Source organism: Haloarcula nitratireducens, assembly GCF_019599505.1.
In genome coordinates this window covers 1,102,872-1,125,013 of sequence record NZ_RKLT01000001.1, presented here as the reverse complement: position 1 = coordinate 1,125,013, position 22,142 = coordinate 1,102,872, and the positions used below count along the sequence as shown (strand labels likewise).

Genomic DNA, 22,142 nt, shown 5'->3' with positions numbered 1-22,142 from the left:
GTCTTTGGGCGGCCTGCCTTTAGAGTCGTGTGGATTCCACGTTACCACGTTACTGTGTCACTTTGTAACGCGATTCGACGGGAGCGGTCGCTCGTTCTCCAGTCGCGACCGTCCGACTGCGAGGTCCCGGGATTCCTCGGACCGGCCACGCTCGTCTCGTCGTCTTCGCGCGCACGGACCTCGAAACTCGCGACCGTCGAGGCGATCGCGTTCCTGGGGCTGTACGCCGCGTTCGTCTGCTGGACGACTCTGGAATCGGCCGGCGTCATCGAGACCGAGGGCATCTAACCGACCGGCGGGGACGGTACCGCGCGTCGCTCGCCGACGGTTATTTACGGCGATGAGCCCGAAACCGGAGCGAGATGAGCGATGGAGATCCGAAAGTCGCTATCGCGTGTCAGGGCGGCGGCAGTCACACGGCCTTCACCGCGGGCGTCCTCCGACGCTTGTTCGCAGAGCCCGACCTGAACGGCGACATCGTCGGGATAAGCGGGACCTCCGGCGGCGCGGTCTGCGCCCTCCTCTCGTGGTACGGCCGCGTCCATCCGGACCGCGACTCCGGGGAGTTGCTGCGGGACTTCTGGGCCGAACTCGCCGCTCGCCGGCCCGCCCATCAGTGGGCGAACGCCGCGGTGCAGTGGGGAATCCACCTCGGGAGAATGGGCGTTCCGCTGCCGGAACAGAGCCCGTACTACTCGCCGGGATCCCACTGGGGAGAGGGGGAGTTCCGACGGCTGCTCGGCCGATACGTCGATTTCGACGCCATCCCCGAGCTACTGGACGGCACCGAACCGGCCCTGCTCCTGAGCGCCATCAACGTCCTCTCGGGCGAGTTCAGAATCTTCCGCGAGGACGAGGTCTCCCCGGACGCGCTGCTCGCCTCGGCCGCGGAACCGCATCTGTTCGAGGCCGCGGAACACCGCGGCAACTACTACTGGGACGGACTGTTCTCGAAGAACCCGCCGCTGAAGGACTTCATGACGGCAGAGGACTGCCCGGACCCCGACGAGATCTGGCTCGTGAAGATCAACCCGCAGGAGCGGGCCCGCGTCCCGAAGACGTCGGCCGAGATAGCGGACCGTCGAAACGAGCTCTCCGGCAACCTCTCGCTGAACGCCGAACTCCGGTTCCTCCAGCAGGTCAACGAGTGGATAGAGGAGGGGTACCTCCCGGACCAGTACACGCACACGGAGATCGAGCGGATTCACTTCGCGCGTCCGGACCTCCACTGGCGGACGAAACTCGACCGCAGCCCCGAGTTCATCGAACGGCTCATCGCCGACGGCGAAGCGGCGGCCGAATCGTTCCTCGAGGAACGAGCGGTCGCCTGACCCGTCTCGTACCGTCGTCCGCTCGACCGCCGTCGCGTTACTCCAAACTCTCGGCGTACTCGAAGTCGGTCTCGTCGGCTTCCGGAAAGGCCCCGTCGAGTTCGATCTGCCACCCGTGGAGCGCCGTTGGGTCGTTCAGCGCGTTCGTGACGACGGTGCGGACGTCGAGCACGTCGACGCCGTAGTAGTCCCCGGGCGTGCTGCGGAGGTACTGTAACGCGGTCTCGAACAAGCTTCGCATGCCGTCGTCGTTCTCGAAGTCGAAGTGCTTGTACGCGCCGGCCGCGACCTGGACCATCCCGTGGAGGAACGCGCTCTCGGTCGTGCCGTTCCCGTAGTTGTACCACTCGGCCTCGAAGCAGTCGTGCGACTCGTGGAACTCGCCGACGTTGTACAGGCGGACGCCGTGGACCACCGCCCTCCGAAGCGTCGCGTGCTCCCACTCGCCCGTTTCGGCGTTCCATCCCGTCGGGGCGCCGGACGAGGGCGGTTCCACGGTCGAGTCTCGCGTGTGGTCGCTCATCGGTCGTCGGTCCGCCCCCCCGAGACACGCCGAGGACGCTCGAACGACCGCTCTCGGGGCCGGATCTCCGGCCCGCGACTTCTCGACGGCGAGCGGGCGACCCCCGTAGACGACGGTTCGGTGAGGCGTCGCGTCCCCGCTCGCCGGCCGGTCGGGTCGTCCGCTACCGGCCCGACGGTCGGGTCCCGCGTGTGGTCGTCCATACGCCACCTTCGACGGCGAGCCGGGTGAATCCACCGGTCCGGATCGTTACTGTCGGTACGCCGATATAATCTGCGAGCAGTAACTCCGACGTTGATAATGCAGAGCTTTTTTGTATCACAGTTCGAACCGTCCGTCATGACAGAGAAACGAGAGCCGCCGGACCCGCCCGACGGGCGGGACGGCGCGGCGGTCCTTTCACGTATGACCGACCCGGTCGTGGCGCTGGACGAGGAACTGCGAGTCACCTTCTGCAACGACGCAGCCGAGGACGTCTTCGCCAGCGCCGATACCGACCTGCCCGGGACCGCAGTCGGGGAACTGCTGTCCGAGCCCGTAGCGACGACGTTCCGGGACGAGTGCGAGCACGCGATGGAGGCACAGTCGTCGGCGACGTTCGAAATCGAACACCCGACGTCCGACGGCCGGTTCGAGGGACGGCTGTACCCCTCCCGAACCGGGCTATCCGTCTTCTTCCGCGACGTCTCTGCGCGCGTCCGAGAACGGAGCCGACTCGAGACCCGCGAGCGCGCGCTCCAGCGGATCTACGAGATCGTCGGCGACGCCGACCGGCCGTTCGACCGACAGGTGGCTGAGTTGCTGTCGGTCGTCAGCGACGCGCTCGGGACGGAGTACGGGGCGCTGTCGCGGATCGACGCCGACGCGGACACCTACGTCTTCGAGGCGCTCTCCGGCCCGACCGGCTGCGACTTCGAGGCCGGCGACGTCGTCTCGCTCGGCGCGACGAACTGCGAGCGCGTCGTCCGGTCCGGTGACCCGCTCGTGATAGACGACGTCGAGACCGACGCGCCGGACCTCGCCGACCGGACCGGCAACGCCGAGTGGGGCATCTCCAGCTATCTGGGCGTCCCGGTCTCGGTGAAGGGGGCGCCCTACGGGACGTTCTGTTTCTACGATACGGAACCGCGGACGGAGTCGTTCTCGGAGTGGGACGTGACGCTCGTCGAACTGCTCGGCAACTGGGTGAGCGCCGGGCTGGAGAGCGAGCGAACGAACGCGCGACTCGAATCGTTCGCGGGGATGTTGGCCCACGAGCTCCGCAACCCGCTCCAGATCGCGCACCTCTACCGACAGCAGGCCGCGACCGGCGACGAGGCGGCGGCCGAGGAGCTGGCGGCGGCGCTCGACCGCATGGCGGAGCTGATCGACGTCATCCTCGTCACCGCCGGCGGAACGGACTCGGTCATCGACTGGGAGGAGGTCGCGCTGGACGACGCCGCCAGCGAGGTCTGGGAGGAGACGAGAGCCGACGAGTCCGGACTGGTGCTCGAAACCGAACGGACCGTCGAAGCCGACCCGACGCACCTCCGGTACGTCCTCGAGAACCTGTTCTCGAACGCCGTCGTTCACGCCGGTCCCGACGTGACCGTCCGCGTCGGGGACCTGCCCACCGGTTTCTACGTCGCGGACGACGGGGGCGGAATCGAGGCGGCCGAGCGCGGCCAGGTGTTCGAACCCGGCTACACCACCGACGGCGGCGGGATCGGTCTCGGGCTCACCTACGTCGACCAGTTGGCCGACACCTACGACTGGGACTGTACGCTCACCGAGAGCGAATCCGGCGGCGCGCGCTTCGAGTTCACCGGCACCGAACCGAACGCCGCCGACTGAGACGCGTCGCCGCCGGTCCGTGCGTCCGTCGGCCGACCGAGAGTGTAAGAGGTTTATATCCCGATATCGTTGGTCGAACTGCACGACCGCGAGACGGCGTGCGAGGGTAGCCAAGCCAGGAAACGGCGGCGGACTCAAGATCCGCTCCCGTAGGGGTCCAAGGGTTCAAATCCCTTCCCTCGCACTGTTGGACCTAATACGGTCCCTCGCACACAGTGCTGGAAGACTCGCACGGAGCGATCTTCCCTCGCAACTCTCGACAGAACTCCGCTGAGAGGGATCTGTGTGCGGCAGCGAGCCCGATCCTTCTCTATTCGTTACCGTACCGGTTTGTAATATATGGGTACTTTTATACTCCAACGTGAGTTATTAACTGGCATGGCAACCGATCAGGCCGACGGTTCGGGTATCCGAGTGCCGCCGCTGGAGAACACGGCGTTCTTCTCCATCGATTCGGACGACGGCTACGTCCGCATCGAGCAATCGCTCGGGAATCAGGTACTGTACACGCCGGAGGAGGCCCGCGACATCGCCGAGTCCATCCTCGCCACCGTCGAGGAAGTGTCCGACCAGAAGTAGCGTTCTTTTGCTGGATACCGAGTTGGTAAGGCCCCCGGGCCCGCCAGCCCCGGCCATGTCGGACGCACATCACCGCGCGGCGCTCGCGGAACGGGCCGCGCGGGCCGGGGGCGTCGTCGCGCGAAAGCGGTTCCGCGGCGACCTCGCCGTCGAGACGAAAGCCAACAAGAACGACCTCGTCACGGAGGTCGACCGCGACGCACAGAGTCAGGTGGTGGCGACCATCCGCGAGGAGTTCCCCGACGACCCGTTCGTCCTCGAAGAGGAGGCGGTGACGCTCGCCGGCCCCGAGACCGGCGAGACGGATCCCAGCGTGCTTGACGGCGTCCCAGACCGCGGCGCGGCGTGGGTCGTCGACCCCATCGATGGCACGGCGAACTACGTCCGCGGCAGCCGGACGTGGGCGACCAGCGTCACCGCGCTCGAGGACGGCGACCCGGTCGGGTCGGCGACGTACATGCCGTCGGCGGGCGACCTCTACGCCGCCGGACCGGAGAGCGCGACCCGCGACGGCGCGACGCTCTCGGTGAGCGAGCGCACCGACCCCGAGACGTTCGCCGTCGCGCCCGTCGGCTGGTGGGACCGCGACGACCGCGCGGCGTTCGGCGACCTCTGTACCGCCGTCGTCGAGCGGTTCGGTGACATGCGCCGCATCGGGAGCTTCCAGGCGACGCTCGCGCTCGTCGCCGACGGCGGGTTGGAGGGCGCGATCTGTACGGTGCCGATGAACCCCTGGGACACCATCGCCGGCGTCCACATGGTCCGGCAGGCCGGCGGGACGGTCACCGACCTCGACGGCGAGGCGTGGCGACACGACAGCCCGGCGCTCGTCGCCTCGAACGGCGAGGCCCACGACGAGCTGGTGGCCGCCGGAAACGAGGCAGTACGGTAAGCGCCGGTCGGTGGCTTCGCGGGCTCCGCGCACGCGACCGGAAACCTGAAACCGACGCACGCCGCTCACTCGCCCATGAACACGTTCGAGCGGGTCGTCGACGACTACGGGGCCGGCCGCCTCTGGGTCGCCTCCCTCGTCGCCATCGTCGCTATCGCTTGGGGCGCGGTGCTCGCGGCGCGAGAGGCCGTTTGGGACCGCTTCCTCTGGCATTACTTCTGGGGACCGGTGTACGCCGACGCGAAAGCGGCCGGCTGCGCCGTCATGACCGACAGCGGCCCGGAACCGCTGTACGAGGGCTGTCAGGCAGCCGTCCAGAGCGGACGCATCGTCGCCGAACCGGGGTACACCGTCGTCTCGGAGATCGGCTACATGCTGATCCTGGTGTACATGCTCGTCGGCGTCTACTTCCTGCTAGAGCGACTGGACATCGCGAAGGACCCGCAGCTCTACTTCGCGTTCGTCCCGTTCATGCTGCTCGGCGGGGCGCTCCGGGTCGTCGAGGACGGGACCGACAGAGCGATCGAGGCCGGCGTCTCGCCGCTGGTCGAGTACCCGCTGAGCTCGCTCATCATCAGTCCCATCATCTACGGGACCGTCTTCCTCATGACGCTGCTGACCCTCGTCGCCTGCGTCCTCCTCGACAGACGCGGCTACATCGGGAGCTACTACCGAGCGACGGCGGGGGTCGGGACGGCGCTCGTCCTCGGGACGCTCGTCTACCTCTACGGCGTCGCGGCGACGACGGAGTACTCGACGCTGTACCCGTCGGTGCTCCTCTCGACGGTCGGTATCGCCTCGGTTCTCGCCTACGGGCTGTACAAGGCGTTCGACGCGTACGCGCCCGAGGTCAACGACGGCACCGGCTACATCGGGCTGTTAGTCATCTGGGGCCACGCCATCGACGGCGTCGCCAACGTCATCCTCGCCGACTGGCTGAACGCGTTGAACGTCCCGCTCGAGTACTACCCGAAACACCCGGCTAACGCCTTCATCATCTCGGTGACCGAGGCGCTCCAGCCGGCTGGAATCACAGCCGCTATCGGCACCTCGTGGCCGTTCCTGATAGTCAAGCTCGTCGTCGCGTCGCTCGTCGTCTGGCTGTTCAACGAGGAGTTCATCGACGAGAGCCCGCGCTACGCGTTGCTGTTGCTCGTCGCCGTCACCGCCGTCGGTCTCGGACCCGGCACGCGCGACATGCTCCGGGCCACGTTCGCCATCTAAACCCGTCGCAGCGCCGATTCTGGGTAGTGCCGTCCGCCGCAGTTCTGACACTCCGCGACCACCAGTACCGACCCGTCTGCTGTCGTCACTTCGGCGCGGACGAGGCTGTCTCCACACTCGCTACACGGGAGGTCGTACTCGGATACCATGTGTTAGTTGTCGAGCCGAACCATCGGCTTCCATGGTAACTGACAACACCCGACACTATAACTGTTCTGTGACGAAAACGGACGTTTCGGGCGCGAAACGGCACGTTACGGCCGTTCTAGAACCGCACGACGGCGACCGTGCCACCGCCTGCGGATGCAAGCAGGCTACTGATTGCCGAATCGACGCTGAAACCGGCAGCGGGAACCCGATTATGACTATCGATGCGACGGTCTACCGAGGACCGCACGAGATGGAAGTCGAGGAGATAGAAGAGCCCGAGCTGGAGGGTCCCAACGACGCGATCTTGGACATCACGACGACCGCGATCTGCGGGTCGGACCTCCACATGTACGAGGGGCGAACCACGATCGACGAGGGTCGCGCCTTCGGCCACGAGATAATGGGTATCATCGAGGAAGTCGGTGAGGGCGTCGAGAGCCTCGAACCCGGCGACCGGGTCGTCCTCCCGTTCAACATCGCCTGCGGCTACTGCCGCAACTGCGTGGACAACTACACCGCCTTCTGCCTGAACGCCGATTCCGAGACCCCCGGCGGCGTCTACGGGTACGCGATGATGGGACCGTATCAGGGCGGACAGGCCGAGAAAGTCCGCGTCCCTCACGCCGACTTCAACGCGCTGAAACTGCCCGACGGCGACGAGCACGAGGACGACTTCGTCATGCTCGCCGACGTGTTCCCGACCGGGTGGCACGGCACCGAACTCGCCGACCTCGAAGCCGGCGAATCGGTCGTCGTCTACGGCGGCGGTCCCGTCGGACTGATGGCGGCCTACAGCGCGAAGCTCAAGGGCGCGTCGGACATCTACCTCGTCGACAGGGTCGAGAGCCGCCTCGAACTCGCCGAGGAGCACTGCGACGCGACGACGGTCAACTTCGAGGAGGAGGACCCGACGGAGGTCATCCCCGAGCAGCACGGCGGGAAGGTCGACAAGGGCGTCGACGCGGTCGGCTATCAAGCCATCGACGGCGGCCGGCACAGCCACGGCGACGGCGCGTACGACAAGTCCCGCGAGGACCCCTCGCAGGTCATCAACGACCTCATCGGGACCGTCCGCGCGACGGGGAAGGTCGGCATCGTCGGCGTCTACTTCTCCTCGGACCCGAACCCGCCGGAACACGTCGACGAACCGGGCGAACTGCGCGTCGACTTCGGCAAGCTCTTCGAGAGCGGCCTGCGGATCGGCACCGGCCAGTGCGACGTCAAGCGGTACGACCGGCGACTACGCGACATGATTATCGAGGGTCGTGCGGAGCCGAGCTTCATCGTCTCCCACCGCGTGGGCCTCGACGAGGCCCCGGAGATGTACGAGCGCTTCGACGAGCGCGAAGAGGGCGTGACGAAAGTCCTGCTGAAACCCTGAGCGCGCTCGAACCGCTCGTCCCAGGTCAGGGGAACGGGTGATGCGCCCTGCGGAGGCGCGGTTCGAAGCCGAGGTCGGCCGGCACGCGTTCGGCCCGCTCACCGAAGTAGGCGTCGTCGAAGAAGAGCGGCTGAGCCGTCGGGCAGAACACGCGAACGGCCTCGAACCCCATGCCTTCGAGGTCCCGCGTCGTGAGCCGCGTCGCGTAGGGCGCCAGGCCCGCGTCGGTCGCGCGCTCGACGAGAGCTTCCAGTTCCGCCTCGCCCTCGGGCGGGGCGTCGAGACCGATGCTCGACAGCGGGACGGCCGTCTCCGCCTCGACCAGCGACGACGCGTCCTCGGGCCGGTCTGCGTACCGGCCGATCGCGCCGTCCTCGGCGCGCGCGTCTTCTCGGCCCATCCCCCGCAGTTCCATCCAGTTCTGCAGCGCCTCTTCGAGCGCGCCGACGGCGGCCGACTCGGCGTCGAGCGACGCCGACGTGCCCAGCGCGAACCTCGGCCACGCGTCCCGCCGCACGGCGACGGTCACGACCGGGACGTCGACGTCCTGCGTGAGCGAGAGCGCGGTCACGGAGAGGTCCTCAGAGCGAGCGCGACGACGGAGCGTGTCGAAGGCCTCGCTGTCCTCGACGACGACCTCCAGCGGGTCGTAGGTGGAGTACCACGCGAGCATCGCCGCGTCGCGCTCGATCACCTCGTAGAGCCCCGAGAGAAGCGCCTCGGTCTCCGAACTCCCGAGTCCGAGCCCCGTCGTCGTCGCCGGCCGGACCGTCCGCGAGGGCGGGGGGTAGACGACGACTTCGGCGGGCGCGGCGACCCCCTCGCCGGCGTCGAGAGTCTCGGCGGGTACCCACGACCGTTCGCCGTCGGCCGTCCAGCCCTCGCCGTCGGGCGCGACGAACGACGCCGGGTCCAGCGCCCCCTCGACGCTCTCGGGGGTTCCCCTCGCCATCGCCGCTTCCCGGTAGGTACCGGCGGCGTAGCGCTCGTAGCCCTCGCCGAGCGCCTTCATGAACGCAGTGTCCCAATCGACGGCGACGCCCGCGGCCTGCTGTGGTGCGGTCGCGTCGCTGAACCCCGACGTGTCCGTGAGCGACGCGAGGTAGTACGGCGCGGGGAACGACTCGCCCTCCCCCACGTCTCGGACGATGCCCACCCGCTGGTCGAGGCCGGTCTCGGCCCGCGCGAGCGCCTCTCGTTCGTGTTCCGACGCTCCCGAGCGACGCAGTCGCCACCGCGAGGACTCGTCGCAGCGACACCCCGGAACCGGGAGGAACCGGCGTTCGGTGTGGGGCAGTTCGACGACGGTGCCGGCGAGCGCCCCCTCGCCCGCGAGCGCTCGCTCGATGCGCCGCCCGGCGACCGCGCCCGCGAACCGCTGAGTGCCGGTCGACGGCGCTTCGGCGGGCGCTTGCCCCTGGTCGACGTTCGCCCGGACCCGTTGTCGGAGGCAGTCGTAACAGCCGGTCCGCGGGCCGAACCCGCTGACCGCCGCGTCGACCGCGGGCACGCCGCCGATACCGCCGAGTTCGACGGCGACCCACGCGCTCCCGCTCTCGATCGCCCGGTCGTTCGCCGACTGGAAGGTATCCGCGGTGACCGGCCCGACGACGACGGTGAGGTCGGCGGCGGCTTCGAACGGTTCCTCGCTCCGCGTGACGGTCGCGTCCGCGTCTCCGACCGCGGCGACGAGCGACTCGGCGGCCGGACCGCTCCCGACGACTTCGACAGTGGTCATGCCCGTGTCGAGACGGAGGGGAAAGAAAAACCTAGGCGGCCAGCAGGCTCTGTGCGACCGTCGCCAGCTCGTCGGCGTCGGCGTCTTCGAGCCGCTCGTCGCCGAGCATCAGGCGCAGCCGCGGTCGGCCCACGTCGATGGGGACCTTCTCCGTATCGATGAGGCCCATGTCTTCGAGCTTCGTCTTCGTGCGGGAGAAGGTCGCCTTGCTCGCCAGGCCGACGTCCTCGCCCCACTTGCTGATGTCGTACAGCAGTTCGCCGTTGCGGGCGGCCACCAGCAGGCTGATGGTGACCTCGTCGAGGCCGTCGCCGTCGCCGCGTGCGGTGGCGAGCGAGCCCAGGACCGCGTCGAAGTCGTCGGCGGCCGCTTCGCCGATATCCTCCTCCAGCGTCGTGCGGACCCGCGAGATGGCCGGGGTTCGAAGCGAGTACTCTTCGGCGTTCTCCCACGCCGTCTCGTAGTAGTCGTAGGCGTTCCCGACGAAGTCGTCGTCGTCGGTGCCCAGCCCGCCGACGGCGTCGCCGATCGCCACGAGCGCGTAGACGTTCTCCGCCGTCACCGCGACGGAGTGAGCCGGCACGTCTTCGAGTATCCGCATCGAGAGGGTGTCCGCCTCGATGAGGTCCGCGGCCGTGCTGGCGACGAGGAAGTCGTCCATGACGTCTTTCAGCACGCGCTCGTCGGCGAGCAGCCGGACCGGCGAGGGGTCGGACTGTTCGTCCAGGGTCGAGACGAGCGCCGACACGGCGTCTCTGTCGGGGTTGACCACGTACACCGTCTCGTCGGCCTCCTCGAACACCGCCGACAGCATCGAACCGATGTCGTCCTGCAGTAGGGTTGCACTCATTGTCCTAGAGGGTGTATTGTGCCTTGAACCATTTAATTTCATCGGCCGTTTCGGGTTGATTTCTTGAACACATCACACAGACGCACCTTACTGGAGAGTTAAATGTATGCAGAATACGAGCTACTTGAAACCGACGCGCGACCACCGAGCAGACGGTTTCCTCTCGAAACGTGACTCCGCGCGAGGACGAGATCTCAGGCTGGCTCGGCGAGCCGGGCCGCCAGGTTGGGCGACCAGTGGAAGTCGCCGTCGAAGATGACGGGGACCGAGGCGGATTCGAGCGTCTCGACGAGCGTCTCGGCGTCCACCGAGAGGGCGGTCCGTCTGCCGTTGAGCGCGTTCACGCTCCCGAACGGGAGGCGATAGCGCTCCCCGGCCCGCGGCGTCACGACTTCGCAGACGACGTCGTAGCCCGCGTCGGTCTCTGTCAGCCAGACCACCACGGGATCGGCGGGACCGGGCATGAGCGCGTACGTGCCGTCGCCGACGACGGCGTAGTCCTTCCCCATCACGATGCGTCGGCGGGCGAGCGCGAGCGCACGGTGGATGCTGAATCCGTTGCTCAGCAGGCGTGCGAAGGCCGTCCCGACCCTCGCCGCGTGACGGTCGAGGACGTCGGTGAACGTGACGGCCCCGGCGACCGCACCGCTCTCGACGAGGGCTAACCCCTCGTCGTAGGAACCACAGGCGTTCAGGAAGAAGGTCCGCGTCCGGACGTTCGAGAGGGTCTCTGCCGAGAGCGTCCCGTCCGGACAGCGGAGGCCGCCGTCCTCGCAGTGACCGATGAAGTGGACGAAGTCGTTCCGGGACTCGAAGACGTCCGCGAGTTCGGCCCTCGTCAGTCGCTCGGTGACGGTCACGTCCATCGGCAGGTCCGCCGCCCGGTAGATGTCGGTCACCGCGCCGCGCTCGTCCGACATCGTCGAGTCGTTCAGCACGACCGACACCCGGAGGCGGTCGCCGTCTCGCTCGCGGTAGCGATAGCGGTTCTCGTAGGCCGCCGTCGTCGGCTTGAAGGCGTCGACCGGCGTCCCCGGTGCCAGCCACGCGCGGACGCGGGCCGAACCGGCGCTCGGTTCGACCCTCGTCGCCGTCGCGGGGGTCCCGCGCGTCGGGTACGCGTCGGCGAGCGTCTGGTCGAGGAGGTCTCGTCGGTCGAGTTCAGCGGCCTCGGGCAGATAGACGAGGCTCAGTTTGTCGAGCAGGAACGGGAGGCACCGCGCCCGATCGAGCGAGGGGCGTGCGTGCGTCGAGAGATGCCACTCGGGAAGTCCGTCTCGTATCGCGGCCGACGGGACCGAGAGGTATCGCTCCAGTCGGCCCGCCGGCGAGAGTGCTCGCACCGCGTCGGGGTCCAGCGAGCACGCGTCGAGGAGGTCGGCGTTCCGTCCGGGGTTCACTCGCCGGATCAGACAGTCGAGGTAGAACACCCGCCTGAGCATCGCGGCGGCCTCCGTCTGGAAGCCCGGGAGCGGTGAAAACTCGCGGTGGACGTCCGTTCCGGCAGCGGTCAAGAGGGGGCGGTCGCGATCGCCGACGGTGACCGACGCGCCGAGGTAGAACGCGAGCGGCGCGGCGACGAAGACGGACTCGACCGTCTCGGGGAGGCGCAGTTCGATACCGGTCTCCCGGCGCTGTCGTGCGACGGCGTCGGGAATCGACGCGGTCTCACCGGTCGTCAGGAGCGGCGGATGGTCGCGCTGTGCCGGATGGGACCGCGAAGGGGCCATCGTGTGATGGGCCACGCTCAGACAGGAGAGACCGTCGGCGAGTCCGGCGACCGTCTCGGGGACCTGCACCCGTTCGAGACCGGTCGTCGTCTCGCTGAACCCCAGGGTTATCGGACCGGACTCCCACAGCGAGAGAACCGTCCCCTCGCACGTCGGACGCAGCGAGGCCGGCCCGTCGAACCGGACGTGAACCCGAACTTCGTCGGTCGCGAACGGGTCGTCTCGCTCGCACGTCGCCCGTTCGACCGTCCCGGTGACGAGGAAGGTTCCCTCGGGTAACTCCGCGGCACGCGAGAGTTGGTACTGTGCGTTACACTCCAGTCCGCTCACCGTGACGTCCGTCCCCGGGAGAACGAGTCGCCCGGTCTCGGCGGTGAAGCTCTCGTCGGTCTGTCGCGGAATCGGCCACGCGGCTGGTCTTTGCACCGAATCTAACTGTTCCAGTATCGCTTCCGGACAGAGAGGCCCACCGTCGTCGTCGGTCGCGAGGGAGTCCCCACCGCTCCTCGCGTCCGGCGTCCCCCTGAACACCATGTGACAACGAGTTTGCGCTAATACGTCATATACGTGATTATAACTACGTTGATATATTTCTTCGTTCTATGAACGACCTACGCGACTGTCGTTCTGCCCGTCCTGTCCATCCTGTCACTCGGTCGCACGCTCTCGGCCAAAGGGTAGATTATTGGCGGACGGCGTTCGAGGGTGCGATATGACCTACGACACCGTCCGCGAGACGGATCCCGCGGTCGCCGACGCGCTCGAAGGCGAGCGCGCGCGCCAGAACGACACGCTCGCGATGATCGCCAGCGAGAACCACGTCTCCGAGGCCGTCATGGAGGCCCAGAGCTCGGAACTGACCAACAAGTACGCCGAGGGCTACCCCGGCGAGCGCTACTACGGCGGCTGTGAGTACGCCGACGAGATCGAGGAACTGGCGATCGAACGCGCCGAGGAACTGTGGGACGCGGAGCATATCAACGTCCAGCCGCACTCCGGTTCGCAGGCCAACATGGGCGTCTATCTCGCGGTTCTGGACCCGGGCGACAAGATCCTCTCCCTGGACCTGACCCACGGCGGCCACCTCTCGCACGGCCACCCCGCGAACTTCGCCGGGCAGGTCTACGAGGTCGAACAGTACGAGGTCGACGAGGAGACGGGCTACATCGACTACGAGGGCCTCGCCGACCACGCCGAGGAGTTCGAGCCGGATATCATCGTCTCTGGGTACTCGGCGTACCCCCGAGAGGTCGACTTCGAGCAGATTCAAGAGGCGGCCGACGCCGTGGACGCCTACCACCTCGCGGACATCGCTCACATCACCGGCCTCGTCGCCGCGGGCGTCCACGAGTCGCCCGTCGGCGTCGCCGACTTCGTCACCGGTTCGACGCACAAGACCATCCGCGCCGGCCGCGGCGGCATCATCATGTGCGACGAGGAGCACGCCGACGACGTCGACTCGGCGGTCTTCCCCGGCTCGCAGGGCGGCCCGCTGATGCACAACGTCGCCGGCAAGGCCGTCGGCTTCGGCGAGGCGCTCGAACCCGAGTTCGAGGCGTACGCCGAACAGACCGTCGCCAACGCGAAGGCGCTCGGCGACCGCCTGCAGGAGCACGGCCTGGACCTCGTCTCGGACGGCACGGACAACCACCTCGTTCTCGTGGACCTGCGACCGTCCCATCCCGACACGACCGGCAAGGACGTCGAGGAAGCCCTCGAAGAAGCGGGCATCGTCCTCAACGCCAACACCGTCCCCGGCGAGACGCGCTCGGCGTTCAACCCCTCGGGCATCCGGGCGGGGACGCCGGCGCTGACGACTCGCGGCTTCGACGAGAACGCCTGCCGCGAGGTGGCCGACCTCATCTACGACGTCGTCGAGGCTCCCGACGACGAGGACGTGGTCGCCGAGGTAAGCGCCCGCGTCGACGAACTGACCGACGAGTACGCGCTGTACGACTGAGTACACGACCGCCGCCGGTTTTTCTCCGTGCCGCTCGACGTTCGAGTCCGGCGTCGCCGACACGTCGTACCGTCGCTTCCAGCGGCGCACCGGTCTCGCTCGCTCGGGGACGATAGCGACTTCCGACCGCGTGGACGGTGTGGCCGTCCGCGGCGGAGCGACTAGAGCGGTTCGGCTGAGTTCCGAGCCGACACGGTTCGACGTAGACAGCTTCCTCCTTCGAATCCGCGGTACCGCGACGCCCCCTAACACGTTGTGCGTCACTACTTACTGGCCAACTACGTACCACTCACACGGTTACTCAAGATGAGTGACTTCACGACGACGCGACGGTCCTTCGCGAAAGGTATCGGCGGCACGATCACTCTGGCGGCGTTGGGGTCGACGGCCTCGGCGCAGACGGCCGAGACGTGGACGACGGCCGAGACGCCGACGGGGAACACCCTGTACGACGTCGAACGGACGGCGAACGGCGTCTACGCCGTGGGTGCCGGGGGTATCGTCCTCCACCGGACCGACACCGGCTGGGAGAGAGTCCTCGACGGCGGCCCCACCGGCAACGGTAACAGCCTCTACGGCGCCGACGTGACCGACGACGGAGAGCGGCTCTGGTTCGTCGGGGCCAGCGGGGCCATCGGCGAGATGGATGTCGTCTCGCAGTCGGTCGACGACCACTCGGCGCCCGACGACGTGACGAACAACTTCAACGACGTCGCCGTGACCGGCGTCGCGGGGTCGGCGAACGCCTACGTCGCCGGCGACTCGGGCAAAGTGTACTACAGCTTCGACGACGGTGCCACGGGCACGTGGGATTACACGACGCCAGGCAGCGGCTCGGCCGTCAACGCGGTGGACTTCTACGACGCGCGCTCGGGCCACATCGTCGACGGGAACAAGTCGGTGTTCGCGACCGACGACGGCGGTACCTACGACAAGATAGGGCTCGCCGACGCGAACGCGAACTTCTACGCCGTCGACAGCGACGGCGCGGACGACGTCTGGATAGCCGGCGGCGGCGGGATGATTCACCACTGGGACGGCGCGCAGTGGACGCCGGCGGACACCGGCGACGCGTCGCTCCGCGACATCGAGGTGGCCGGCGACGACGGACTCGCCGTCGGCGGCGGTGGAGTGGTGTACGGCCGTGATAGCGACGGCTGGAACCGGCAGTCGACGCCGACCGGCCAGAACCTGAAGGGCGTCGTCCGGGGTGGCGTCGACGTCGCCGTCGGCGCGGGCGGCACCGTCATCGAGCGGTAACGGCCGTCGGGCCCGAACTTTCCACGCGCTCCGCGGCTGGGCGGGACGCGCCGGGGCGTCTCATAGTGACGCTTTTGGCCCCCGGGCGTCCCTCTCCACCTGATGACAGAGATAATCGACGGTGACGCCGTCGCCCAGTCGATTCGCGACGACCTCTCGACGGCTATCGACCAGTTGGACGCCGAGGGGGTTCAGCCGTCGCTGGCGACGGTCCTCATGAGCGACGACCCGGCCAGCGAGACGTACGTCTCGATGAAGCAGGACGACTGCGCCGAGGTCGGCATCGAGGCCATCGACATCGACATCGACCCCGACGCCGACGCGGGCGAGCTGTACGACACCATCGACGATCTGAACGCCGACGAGAACGTCGACGGCATCCTCGTCCAGATGCCGGTCCCCGACCACGTCTCCGACCGCGAGGTGCTGCGCGCCATCGACCCCGAGAAGGACGTCGACGGCTTCCACCCGGAGAACGTCGGCCGTCTCGTCGCCGGCGACGCCCGCTACAAGCCCTGTACGCCCCACGGCATCCAGAAGCTCATCGAATCGGCGGGCGTCGACACCGAGGGCAAGGAAGCCGTCGTCGTCGGCCGCTCGGACATCGTCGGCAAGCCGATGGCGAACCTGTTCATCCAGAAGGCGCCGGGCGGCAACGCGACGACGACGGTGTGTCACTCCCGCACCGAGGATCTCGCGGCGAAGACCCGCGCGGCGGATATCCTCGTCGCCGCCGCCGGCGTCCCGGAGATGATAGACGGCGACATGGTCCAGGAGGGCGCGACGGTCATCGACGTGGGCATCAACCGCGTGGACGCGGACAACGAGAAGGGCTACGAACTCGTCGGTGACGTCGAGTACGAGAGCGCGAAGGAGCGAGCGGGCGCGATCACGCCGGTCCCCGGCGGCGTCGGCCCGATGACCCGCGCGATGTTGCTGTACAACACCGTCAAGGCGGCGGGCCTCCAGCACGACGTCGCGGTCGACCTCCCGTAGATGCCCTCGCTCTCGGCCTTCGAGGACGACGCGTTCACCCGGCGAGTCACCAGAACGGTCGACGAAAGCACGTTCGAGACGTACCGCGCCCGCATCGAAGACGGCCTGGAGTGGGCCGTCGGCGCACTGACCGAAGACGGAGAGGGTCGCGTCCTGTTCGTCTACGACGACGGCCGGTGGATGCTCCCCGGCGGCGGCGTCGAGGGGAGCGAGACCCGCGAGACGGCGCTGGTCCGCGAGGTCCGCGAGGAGACCGGCGTCGAGATATCCGTGGGGGAACTGCTCGCCGTGACCGAGGTGACGCTGGCCGAGGGCGACCGCGAGACGCGGTTCCACTTCGGCACCTACCGCGCGACGCCCGTGGACACCGAACTGTCGTCCGATCCCGGTCTCGCCGACGAAGGCATCGAACGCGTCGAGTGGAAACAGGAACTTCCGGCGGGCTGTCTGGACTACGACCTCATCCGGCGCGTGCGGTGACGGCTCGGGCGACGGCCGAGCCGCCGCGTCTCAGTCGTCTCCCGCGACCGTCTCCTCTGCTTCCATGCGTCCCATATCTCGACTGGCGAGTTCCCGGACCCGGCCGACGTCGAAGCGCTCGCCGCCGTCGTACAGTTTGCTCACGAGCCAGATAGTGACGATGGCCGCGAGCGTCGCCGGGACCGCCGGTTCGACCTGTCCCTCGCCGAAGAACGTGGGCGACCCGAGCACGAACTCCCAGACGGCGAAGACGACGCCGCCGACGACGAACCCGGGCAGACCGGCCTCCCGAACGGTTCCGTCCCAGAGCATCATCACGAGGCCGGCGAAGAGGACGGACATGATGCCCATCCCGAGCGTGTTGATGGCGATTATCTGGATGCCGCTCTGGGCTATCAGCGCGGCACCGACGCCGAAGACGAGGACTGTCACCCGGGTCACCGCGACGAGGTGCCCGTCGTCGATATCCTCTTTCCCGCCGCGGAGCGGGATGTAGAGGTCGTTGACGAAACTCGTCGCGCCGGCGAGCAGGAACGAGTCCGCGCCGGTGATGACCGCCGAGACGGCCGCCGCCAGCAGGAGGCCCGCGAGCACCGGCGGGAGCGTGTTCGTGATGGTCCACGCGAAGGCCATCGAGGACTCGATCTGCGCGCCCTGCGCGTTGGCTATCATGCCGGCGGCCGCGGTGAGCACGCCGTACCCGGTGATGACCGCGCCGGCGAGGAACGTCCCGAACATGGCGACCCGCTTGCTGCGGGCCGACCACGTCCGCTGGAGCATCTGCTGCTGTGCGCCCGCAACGGTGATGTACATCAGGTACCACGAGCCGATCTGCACGAGGCCGACGCCGAACCAGTTCATGTGCCCGGCGGGGACGCTCCCGGCGATAGCGCCGACGCCGCCGGCGTTCGTGACCGCGATGGGCGTCGCGACGAGCATCCCGACGATGATGACCACGCCGTGTAACGTGTCCGTGTAGGCGACGGTGCTCATCCCGCCGTAGGCGGTGAGGCCGACGAATATCGCGACGCTCACCCAGAAGGCGACCGACAGCGAGACGTCCGTGACGACGGAGATTATCGACGCCATCCCGATGGTCTGGCCGGCGGTGAGCGCCACCTGCCCGACGACGGTGAACAGGCCGGCGAAGTACTGGGTGTACTCCCCGTAGACCCGGCCCAACAGACCGGGGACGCTGACGACCTCGAAGGAGTAGAGGAAGCCGATGAACACCGTGATGGTCATCCACGCGAGGCCCTCGGCCATGGCGTACCACTGGGCGCTGATGCCGTCGACGAACGCCCGCTGTGCGATGCCCATCGTGAGGCCGCCGCCGGTGAACGTCGCGAAGTACGTCATCATGTAGACGGGGAGGCTCAGGTCCCGCCCCGCGAGCGTGAACTCCACGTACCCCTCGCCGGCGCCGCGCCCGAACCAGATGCCGACGGCGAGCGTGACGAGGAAGTAGACGATCATCGTCAGAATCAGCGGATCAGTGACGTCTACCACGGACGTTCCCCCCGGTTCGCCGCCGCTCGGTTGCCGCTCGGTTCGCCGGTCGTTGGCGAGCGTCGTCACTCGCCGAGGGCTGTGTTGACATGTACGTGACTGCTCGGTCGGCCGCCTGTGCTTCGACGCAGGGGCGCTCGCAGACGTAGCCACGTTCGCGTCGCCGTAAGCAGACGGTTATGCTTGCTAACGCAGGCCAGTATTGTCGAACTTTGGCACACCCACCGCCGCCGCGGTCCGGACTACGCCGCGTCCAACCCGTCGAGCCAGTTGTCGGCGGTGACGTAGGCGCTCTCGTCGCCGCTGACGAACCGGCCGAGGTCGCGGGCGGCGCGGAGCAGGCGGTTCGCGTTCTCCGGGTCGACGTCGCCGTCTAAGGCCTCCACTCGCTTGCGGTGGTCGCGGATGCGACCCGAGAGCTGTCGAGCGGTCTCGTCCGGGTGGTCGTCGAGGTATCTGCGCACGTCCCGCTGATAGGCGTCGACGGCCTCGGCCACGGCGAGCCCGAACGCCGTGCGGAGCCCGTCCGGGACTTCGTCGGCTCCCGGACGCTCCCCGGCATCGGCCCCGCCGAGCAGGTCGAGGAAGTACAGCTCCGTCGCGTCGTCCGGGCGCATCTCACGCGCGAGAGCGGTGGCGACGTGCTGGAGGATACTGGCGGCGACGTACGTCTCGTCTAGGGGTTCGAGTTCGCCCGCATCGATGAACCCCCGTTTGCGCGTGTACTCCCGGCACGTCTCCGCGGCGGCGCGGGCGACCTCGTCGCTTGGGTCGTCGTCCACGCGGTTCCGTATCTGCGTCAGATCCAGCGAGACCGGCGTGTCGGTGTGTTCCGTCTGCTCGTCGACGCCGACGCTGTGGACGCTGCCGCACTCCGGGCACTCGACGCTCCCGGTGTCGTAGTACGACCACCGGGTCCCACAGGACTGGCACTCGCGGTCCCCTCGAATCTTCATATCTCTCCCTCTATTCGCCGGCCTCAAGATTGTTCCGCGAGGGGTGGCGAGGGACGGGAACGAAGTGAGCGGCCCTCGGCGGAACGGGGAGGGACGACCCGTGAGGCGTAGCGCGGTTCGGAGCGAGTGAAGCGAGTGGGAACCGCGGACGCGATGCGGTGGCGAGGCTCTGACAGGCGGAAGAACCTCGAACCGCGAGTGACAACACCCGCATATGCGTTCGGAATCCGAGGTCCGCGAGCAGTACGAGTTCCTGACCGAACAGTTAGAGAGCGAGGAGATGAGCCACGAGCGCGTCCGGATGATGTTCACCCACTACAAGCGGGCGCTGGGGTGGGTACTCGAAGAGGAGCATATATAGCGCTTATATTCCGGGTTTATCCGATTCGATAACTAACACCAGTCGCGGCGTGCCGGTACTTTTAAGTCCATCACTCTCCTTCTGTCAAGTGACGCTTCGCTTGGAGGGCCGAAGCGTCAGCGGGGACCAATTCAGGGCGGCAAGCGGTCGCGTTTTTCGCGACCGCTTTCCACTTACTTCGCTGCACTACACTACGCAGACGCTTCTCCGTTGTTCCGTTTCTCAGAAATATCGACACCGACGAGCGCCGAGAGCGGCGTCACTCGATCCGCAGGTCGCCGTCCGCGGACTCGCTCTCGGACGCGTTCTCGGGCCACTCCAGTTCGACTTCGATGCTCAGTTCGCCGTCGCCGTCGGTCGGTCCCTCCCGCTCGGCTTTGACCTCGAACTCCACTGTCTGCGGGGGGTCGAGGGTGACGGACTGGTCGCCCGCGCGAAGCGTCACGTCCGATCCGGATTCCAGCGAGTCGGCGAGCGTTCGGAGGTAGTCGGCGACGGCGTCTCGGTCGAGCGGTCGTTCTGTCTCGAACAGCGTCTCTTCTGGCATACCCTCCCTTGGCGGCGTCGCTAAATAATATCATCGGCATCACCTTTCCCAGAATGATGAAATATTGACTCGAATTTTCGGCGTGATAATTCGGCGCGATTCGCCTTGATACCACCGGAAAGCGGGTTCGATGTGGGGGAGGGAAACGCGAAACTCTCCGATTCGACATATTTAAACGATTTAGACAATAATACTAGTTTAGACCAGAGCGATGCACGACTTGACCGGATTCCAGCGCGACCTCCTCTACGTCATCTCGGGGCTGGAGGAGCCGCACGGGCTGGCGATAAAGGAGGAACTGGAGGAGTACTACGAGAAGGAGATCCACCACGGCCGGCTCTACCCGAACCTCGATACGCTCGTCGACAAGGGGCTCGTCGAGAAGGGCCAGCGGGACCGCCGGACGAACTTCTACACGCTCACGCGACGCGGCCGCCGCGAGATCGAGGCCCGGCAGGACTGGGAGACGCAGTACCTCGACGCGTGAGGCGACCCGACGTCGGCCGGCGCTGACTCCCCGACCCGACTCAGCTAGCCTCGGGGTCGTCCGGCGTCGTCGACCGCGCGGTGCCCGTCGATTGGTACTCCGCGGTCGGTCGGTCCTCGTTGCCCCGTCTATCGCCCTCGCTCTCGCCCCCGGTCTCGCTCGCTCCGCCCTCTTGATCCTCGACGAGATTCGTCGGATCGACCGCTCGCGGCCGTATATTTTCGCCCTCGACGAGCTCGGGGAGGACGAACCGGGCGAAGTGGACGACGAGCACCAGCAGCATCGGCGCGAGGAAGATGCCGGGCCAGCCGAAGAGGAACGGCCCGAGGACGTACGCGAACATCAACATCCCCGTGTGGAGGCCGGGCGCTGGGTCCCGGTCGCCCGCGGTCCGCCCGAATCGGCCGAGCGAGAAAGAGGCGCCGCTGGAGACGTACGGGCGGACCAAGAGGTCGGGAATCGTATCGACCACGACGAACGCGACCGCGACGAAGAGCGCGACGAACCACCAGCCGTCGCCGGCGAAGAACGCCTGCGCCGAGAGGTACGCCCCCATCGGGACGTAGACGAGTTTCATGCCGACGATGGGGACGAGGCTCGCGGCCCCGGCCAGCAGTCCAGTCAGGGCGGGGTACGGCACGGCGTGGCCGGCCGGTGCGACTATATCGACGAGGCTGAACGAGATGGCCCCGATCGCGCCGGTGACGATGGCGTTGAGGATGTTGCCGTAGAACACCTTGTGGAAACTCCGGTCGACCTCGTGGAAGTAGCGGTCTAAGACCCCGCGGTGGTCGAGGAAGTTCTTCCCCCATTCGGCCAGTCGCGGCCCGTCCCGGAGGAGGTAGAACGCGAAGGCGAACATGACGAAGACGTGGACGAGGCCGGTGCCTATGAACCCGACGTAGTTGAGGAACTGCGTGAGCGTCTCGACGAGGGTGCCGGTTCCGGCGTCCGTCAGGAGCGCCTGGGGGTTTTGGACGACGTCGGAGACGCCGAGATACGGTTCGGCGACGGCGGCGTAGGGGCCGAGGTCGGCGGTCGCGGCGACCCGTTCGAACTCCTGGAGGGCGATGGCGAGCGTGTAGTACAGCAGGCCGAGGACGGGCAGTGCGAGCAGGAACAGCGAGAGCAGCGCCGAGAGCGTTCGCTGGCGGAGGCGACGGTAGACGCGGCGGTACAGCGGCCGCGTCGCGTAGTAGAGGAAGATCCCGAAGACGAACGTGCCGATGAAGGTATAGAGGACGAACAGGAGCGTCGCCGCGAGGAGAGCGCCGAAGCCGATCCAGAAGGCGCGGGGCCAGTCCACGTCGGACGGTACCATGCGTTTCACTTTCGCAGCGGCCAATAAAAAGGTG

The 22,142-nt window shown here is 67.5% G+C and carries 23 protein-coding genes and 1 tRNA gene; 14 read left to right on the top strand and 10 right to left on the bottom strand.

Features of this window, described 5'->3' with window-relative positions:
* Positions 1-54 precede the first annotated feature (54 nt).
* Positions 55-288 carry a hypothetical protein gene (locus tag EGH23_RS05710; RefSeq protein WP_220579032.1) on the top strand — a complete coding sequence of 78 codons (234 nt, stop codon included), beginning with the start codon at positions 55-57 and terminating at the stop codon, positions 286-288.
* A gap of 74 nt (positions 289-362) precedes the next feature.
* Positions 363-1,331, top strand: coding sequence for a patatin-like phospholipase family protein (locus EGH23_RS05705; RefSeq protein ID WP_220579031.1), 969 nt, complete (start codon positions 363-365; stop codon positions 1,329-1,331).
* A gap of 37 nt (positions 1,332-1,368) precedes the next feature.
* Here the strand turns inward: EGH23_RS05705 and EGH23_RS05700 are convergent, their stop codons facing one another.
* Both EGH23_RS05700 and EGH23_RS05695 read right to left on the bottom strand, forming a co-directional pair.
* A complete protein-coding gene (locus EGH23_RS05700) occupies positions 1,369-1,854 on the bottom strand; it encodes a DUF309 domain-containing protein (protein WP_220579030.1) in 486 nt (161 codons plus the stop codon).
* Positions 1,851-2,057, bottom strand: a complete 207-nt coding sequence (locus EGH23_RS05695) for a hypothetical protein (protein WP_220579029.1) — start codon at positions 2,055-2,057, stop codon at positions 1,851-1,853. The genes EGH23_RS05700 and EGH23_RS05695 overlap by 4 nt, the downstream gene beginning before the upstream one ends.
* A gap of 136 nt (positions 2,058-2,193) precedes the next feature.
* Between EGH23_RS05695 and EGH23_RS05690 the strand changes: the two genes are divergently transcribed.
* The 5 genes from EGH23_RS05690 (at position 2,194) to EGH23_RS05670 (ending at position 6,382) form a co-directional block, all read left to right on the top strand.
* Positions 2,194-3,687 (top strand): PAS domain-containing sensor histidine kinase, encoded by a 1,494-nt coding sequence (locus EGH23_RS05690; protein ID WP_220579028.1) that lies wholly within the window; start codon positions 2,194-2,196, stop codon positions 3,685-3,687.
* Positions 3,688-3,787: 100 nt separating this feature from the next.
* Positions 3,788-3,871: transfer RNA gene (locus EGH23_RS05685), tRNA-Leu, on the top strand.
* A gap of 194 nt (positions 3,872-4,065) precedes the next feature.
* On the top strand, positions 4,066-4,266 hold the full coding sequence (locus tag EGH23_RS05680) for a hypothetical protein (protein ID WP_135303063.1): 201 nt from the start codon (positions 4,066-4,068) through the stop codon (positions 4,264-4,266).
* A gap of 55 nt (positions 4,267-4,321) precedes the next feature.
* Positions 4,322-5,158, top strand: coding sequence for an inositol monophosphatase family protein (locus EGH23_RS05675; RefSeq protein WP_220579027.1), 837 nt, complete (start codon positions 4,322-4,324; stop codon positions 5,156-5,158).
* Between the two features lie 75 nt (positions 5,159-5,233).
* Entirely contained in the window at positions 5,234-6,382 is a 1,149-nt protein-coding gene (locus EGH23_RS05670; protein ID WP_220579026.1) for a DUF63 family protein, read from the top strand.
* Here the strand turns inward: EGH23_RS05670 and EGH23_RS05665 are convergent.
* A complete protein-coding gene (locus EGH23_RS05665; RefSeq protein ID WP_220579025.1) occupies positions 6,379-6,531 on the bottom strand; it encodes a hypothetical protein in 153 nt (50 codons plus the stop codon). The genes EGH23_RS05670 and EGH23_RS05665 overlap by 4 nt on opposite strands.
* Before the next feature lie 212 nt (positions 6,532-6,743).
* Between EGH23_RS05665 and EGH23_RS05660 the strand changes: the two genes are divergently transcribed.
* Positions 6,744-7,913 (top strand): glutathione-independent formaldehyde dehydrogenase, encoded by a 1,170-nt coding sequence (locus EGH23_RS05660; protein ID WP_236044691.1) that lies wholly within the window; start codon positions 6,744-6,746, stop codon positions 7,911-7,913.
* Positions 7,914-7,938: 25 nt separating this feature from the next.
* On the opposite strand, the gene EGH23_RS05655 is transcribed toward EGH23_RS05660, so the two are convergent.
* From EGH23_RS05655 to EGH23_RS05645, 3 genes are all read right to left on the bottom strand, one after another.
* The gene (locus EGH23_RS05655) at positions 7,939-9,651 is read right to left on the bottom strand and encodes a YcaO-like family protein (protein WP_220579024.1); all 1,713 of its coding nucleotides are present in this window, start codon (positions 9,649-9,651) and stop codon (positions 7,939-7,941) included.
* A 31-nt stretch (positions 9,652-9,682) separates the two neighbouring features.
* Entirely contained in the window at positions 9,683-10,501 is an 819-nt protein-coding gene (gene tbsP, locus EGH23_RS05650) for a transcriptional regulator TbsP (protein ID WP_220579023.1), read from the bottom strand.
* Between the two features lie 194 nt (positions 10,502-10,695).
* On the bottom strand, positions 10,696-12,765 hold the full coding sequence (locus tag EGH23_RS05645) for a CHAT domain-containing protein (RefSeq protein ID WP_220579022.1): 2,070 nt from the start codon (positions 12,763-12,765) through the stop codon (positions 10,696-10,698).
* A gap of 178 nt (positions 12,766-12,943) precedes the next feature.
* On the opposite strand from EGH23_RS05645, the gene glyA reads away from it, so the two are divergent.
* The 4 genes from glyA (at position 12,944) to EGH23_RS05625 (ending at position 16,927) form a co-directional block, all read left to right on the top strand.
* Positions 12,944-14,191 carry a serine hydroxymethyltransferase gene (gene glyA / locus EGH23_RS05640; RefSeq protein ID WP_220579021.1) on the top strand — a complete coding sequence of 416 codons (1,248 nt, stop codon included), beginning with the start codon at positions 12,944-12,946 and terminating at the stop codon, positions 14,189-14,191.
* Between the two features lie 306 nt (positions 14,192-14,497).
* A complete protein-coding gene (locus tag EGH23_RS05635; RefSeq protein ID WP_220579020.1) occupies positions 14,498-15,451 on the top strand; it encodes a WD40/YVTN/BNR-like repeat-containing protein in 954 nt (317 codons plus the stop codon).
* Between the two features lie 102 nt (positions 15,452-15,553).
* Positions 15,554-16,447: a bifunctional methylenetetrahydrofolate dehydrogenase/methenyltetrahydrofolate cyclohydrolase gene (locus tag EGH23_RS05630; RefSeq protein ID WP_220579019.1), complete on the top strand. Its 894-nt coding sequence runs from the start codon at positions 15,554-15,556 to the stop codon at positions 16,445-16,447.
* Positions 16,448-16,927 (top strand): NUDIX hydrolase, encoded by a 480-nt coding sequence (locus tag EGH23_RS05625; protein ID WP_220579018.1) that lies wholly within the window; start codon positions 16,448-16,450, stop codon positions 16,925-16,927.
* A gap of 30 nt (positions 16,928-16,957) precedes the next feature.
* Here the strand turns inward: EGH23_RS05625 and EGH23_RS05620 are convergent, their stop codons facing one another.
* Both EGH23_RS05620 and EGH23_RS05615 read right to left on the bottom strand, forming a co-directional pair.
* Positions 16,958-18,505, bottom strand: a complete 1,548-nt coding sequence (locus EGH23_RS05620) for a sodium:solute symporter family protein (RefSeq protein WP_328765814.1) — start codon at positions 18,503-18,505, stop codon at positions 16,958-16,960.
* A gap of 173 nt (positions 18,506-18,678) precedes the next feature.
* Positions 18,679-19,392, bottom strand: coding sequence for a DUF7117 family protein (locus EGH23_RS05615; protein ID WP_220579017.1), 714 nt, complete (start codon positions 19,390-19,392; stop codon positions 18,679-18,681).
* 214 nt (positions 19,393-19,606) lie between these two features.
* On the opposite strand from EGH23_RS05615, the gene EGH23_RS05610 reads away from it, so the two are divergent.
* A complete protein-coding gene (locus tag EGH23_RS05610) occupies positions 19,607-19,753 on the top strand; it encodes a hypothetical protein (RefSeq protein WP_167768427.1) in 147 nt (48 codons plus the stop codon).
* A 259-nt stretch (positions 19,754-20,012) separates the two neighbouring features.
* On the opposite strand, the gene EGH23_RS05605 is transcribed toward EGH23_RS05610, so the two are convergent.
* The gene (locus tag EGH23_RS05605) at positions 20,013-20,300 is read right to left on the bottom strand and encodes an amphi-Trp domain-containing protein (RefSeq protein ID WP_220579016.1); all 288 of its coding nucleotides are present in this window, start codon (positions 20,298-20,300) and stop codon (positions 20,013-20,015) included.
* A 211-nt stretch (positions 20,301-20,511) separates the two neighbouring features.
* Here EGH23_RS05605 and EGH23_RS05600 point away from each other — a divergent pair, with 211 nt between their 5' ends.
* Positions 20,512-20,787: a PadR family transcriptional regulator gene (locus EGH23_RS05600; RefSeq protein WP_162315939.1), complete on the top strand. Its 276-nt coding sequence runs from the start codon at positions 20,512-20,514 to the stop codon at positions 20,785-20,787.
* Between the two features lie 40 nt (positions 20,788-20,827).
* Here the strand turns inward: EGH23_RS05600 and EGH23_RS05595 are convergent, their stop codons facing one another.
* Positions 20,828-22,108: an AI-2E family transporter gene (locus EGH23_RS05595; protein ID WP_220579015.1), complete on the bottom strand. Its 1,281-nt coding sequence runs from the start codon at positions 22,106-22,108 to the stop codon at positions 20,828-20,830.
* Positions 22,109-22,142: the final 34 nt, after the last annotated feature.

What these genes read in the sequence shown, in the direction of transcription:
- EGH23_RS05675 (WP_220579027.1), top strand. Translation starts at nt 4,322, where the DNA reads ATGTCGGACGCACATCACCGCGCGGCGCTCGCGGAACGGGCCGCGCGG.
- tbsP (WP_220579023.1), bottom strand. Translation starts at nt 10,501, where the DNA reads ATGAGTGCAACCCTACTGCAGGACGACATCGGTTCGATGCTGTCGGCG.
- EGH23_RS05680 (WP_135303063.1), top strand. Translation starts at nt 4,066, where the DNA reads ATGGCAACCGATCAGGCCGACGGTTCGGGTATCCGAGTGCCGCCGCTG.
- EGH23_RS05695 (WP_220579029.1), bottom strand. Translation starts at nt 2,057, where the DNA reads ATGGACGACCACACGCGGGACCCGACCGTCGGGCCGGTAGCGGACGAC.
- EGH23_RS05615 (WP_220579017.1), bottom strand. Translation starts at nt 19,392, where the DNA reads ATGAAGATTCGAGGGGACCGCGAGTGCCAGTCCTGTGGGACCCGGTGG.
- EGH23_RS05605 (WP_220579016.1), bottom strand. Translation starts at nt 20,300, where the DNA reads ATGCCAGAAGAGACGCTGTTCGAGACAGAACGACCGCTCGACCGAGAC.
- EGH23_RS05595 (WP_220579015.1), bottom strand. Translation starts at nt 22,108, where the DNA reads ATGGTACCGTCCGACGTGGACTGGCCCCGCGCCTTCTGGATCGGCTTC.
- EGH23_RS05660 (WP_236044691.1), top strand. Translation starts at nt 6,744, where the DNA reads ATGACTATCGATGCGACGGTCTACCGAGGACCGCACGAGATGGAAGTC.
- EGH23_RS05655 (WP_220579024.1), bottom strand. Translation starts at nt 9,651, where the DNA reads ATGACCACTGTCGAAGTCGTCGGGAGCGGTCCGGCCGCCGAGTCGCTC.
- EGH23_RS05665 (WP_220579025.1), bottom strand. Translation starts at nt 6,531, where the DNA reads ATGGTATCCGAGTACGACCTCCCGTGTAGCGAGTGTGGAGACAGCCTC.
- EGH23_RS05600 (WP_162315939.1), top strand. Translation starts at nt 20,512, where the DNA reads ATGCACGACTTGACCGGATTCCAGCGCGACCTCCTCTACGTCATCTCG.
- glyA (WP_220579021.1), top strand. Translation starts at nt 12,944, where the DNA reads ATGACCTACGACACCGTCCGCGAGACGGATCCCGCGGTCGCCGACGCG.
- EGH23_RS05670 (WP_220579026.1), top strand. Translation starts at nt 5,234, where the DNA reads ATGAACACGTTCGAGCGGGTCGTCGACGACTACGGGGCCGGCCGCCTC.
- EGH23_RS05635 (WP_220579020.1), top strand. Translation starts at nt 14,498, where the DNA reads ATGAGTGACTTCACGACGACGCGACGGTCCTTCGCGAAAGGTATCGGC.
- EGH23_RS05690 (WP_220579028.1), top strand. Translation starts at nt 2,194, where the DNA reads ATGACAGAGAAACGAGAGCCGCCGGACCCGCCCGACGGGCGGGACGGC.
- EGH23_RS05645 (WP_220579022.1), bottom strand. Translation starts at nt 12,765, where the DNA reads ATGGTGTTCAGGGGGACGCCGGACGCGAGGAGCGGTGGGGACTCCCTC.
- EGH23_RS05625 (WP_220579018.1), top strand. Translation starts at nt 16,448, where the DNA reads ATGCCCTCGCTCTCGGCCTTCGAGGACGACGCGTTCACCCGGCGAGTC.
- EGH23_RS05610 (WP_167768427.1), top strand. Translation starts at nt 19,607, where the DNA reads ATGCGTTCGGAATCCGAGGTCCGCGAGCAGTACGAGTTCCTGACCGAA.
- EGH23_RS05705 (WP_220579031.1), top strand. Translation starts at nt 363, where the DNA reads ATGAGCGATGGAGATCCGAAAGTCGCTATCGCGTGTCAGGGCGGCGGC.
- EGH23_RS05630 (WP_220579019.1), top strand. Translation starts at nt 15,554, where the DNA reads ATGACAGAGATAATCGACGGTGACGCCGTCGCCCAGTCGATTCGCGAC.
- EGH23_RS05700 (WP_220579030.1), bottom strand. Translation starts at nt 1,854, where the DNA reads ATGAGCGACCACACGCGAGACTCGACCGTGGAACCGCCCTCGTCCGGC.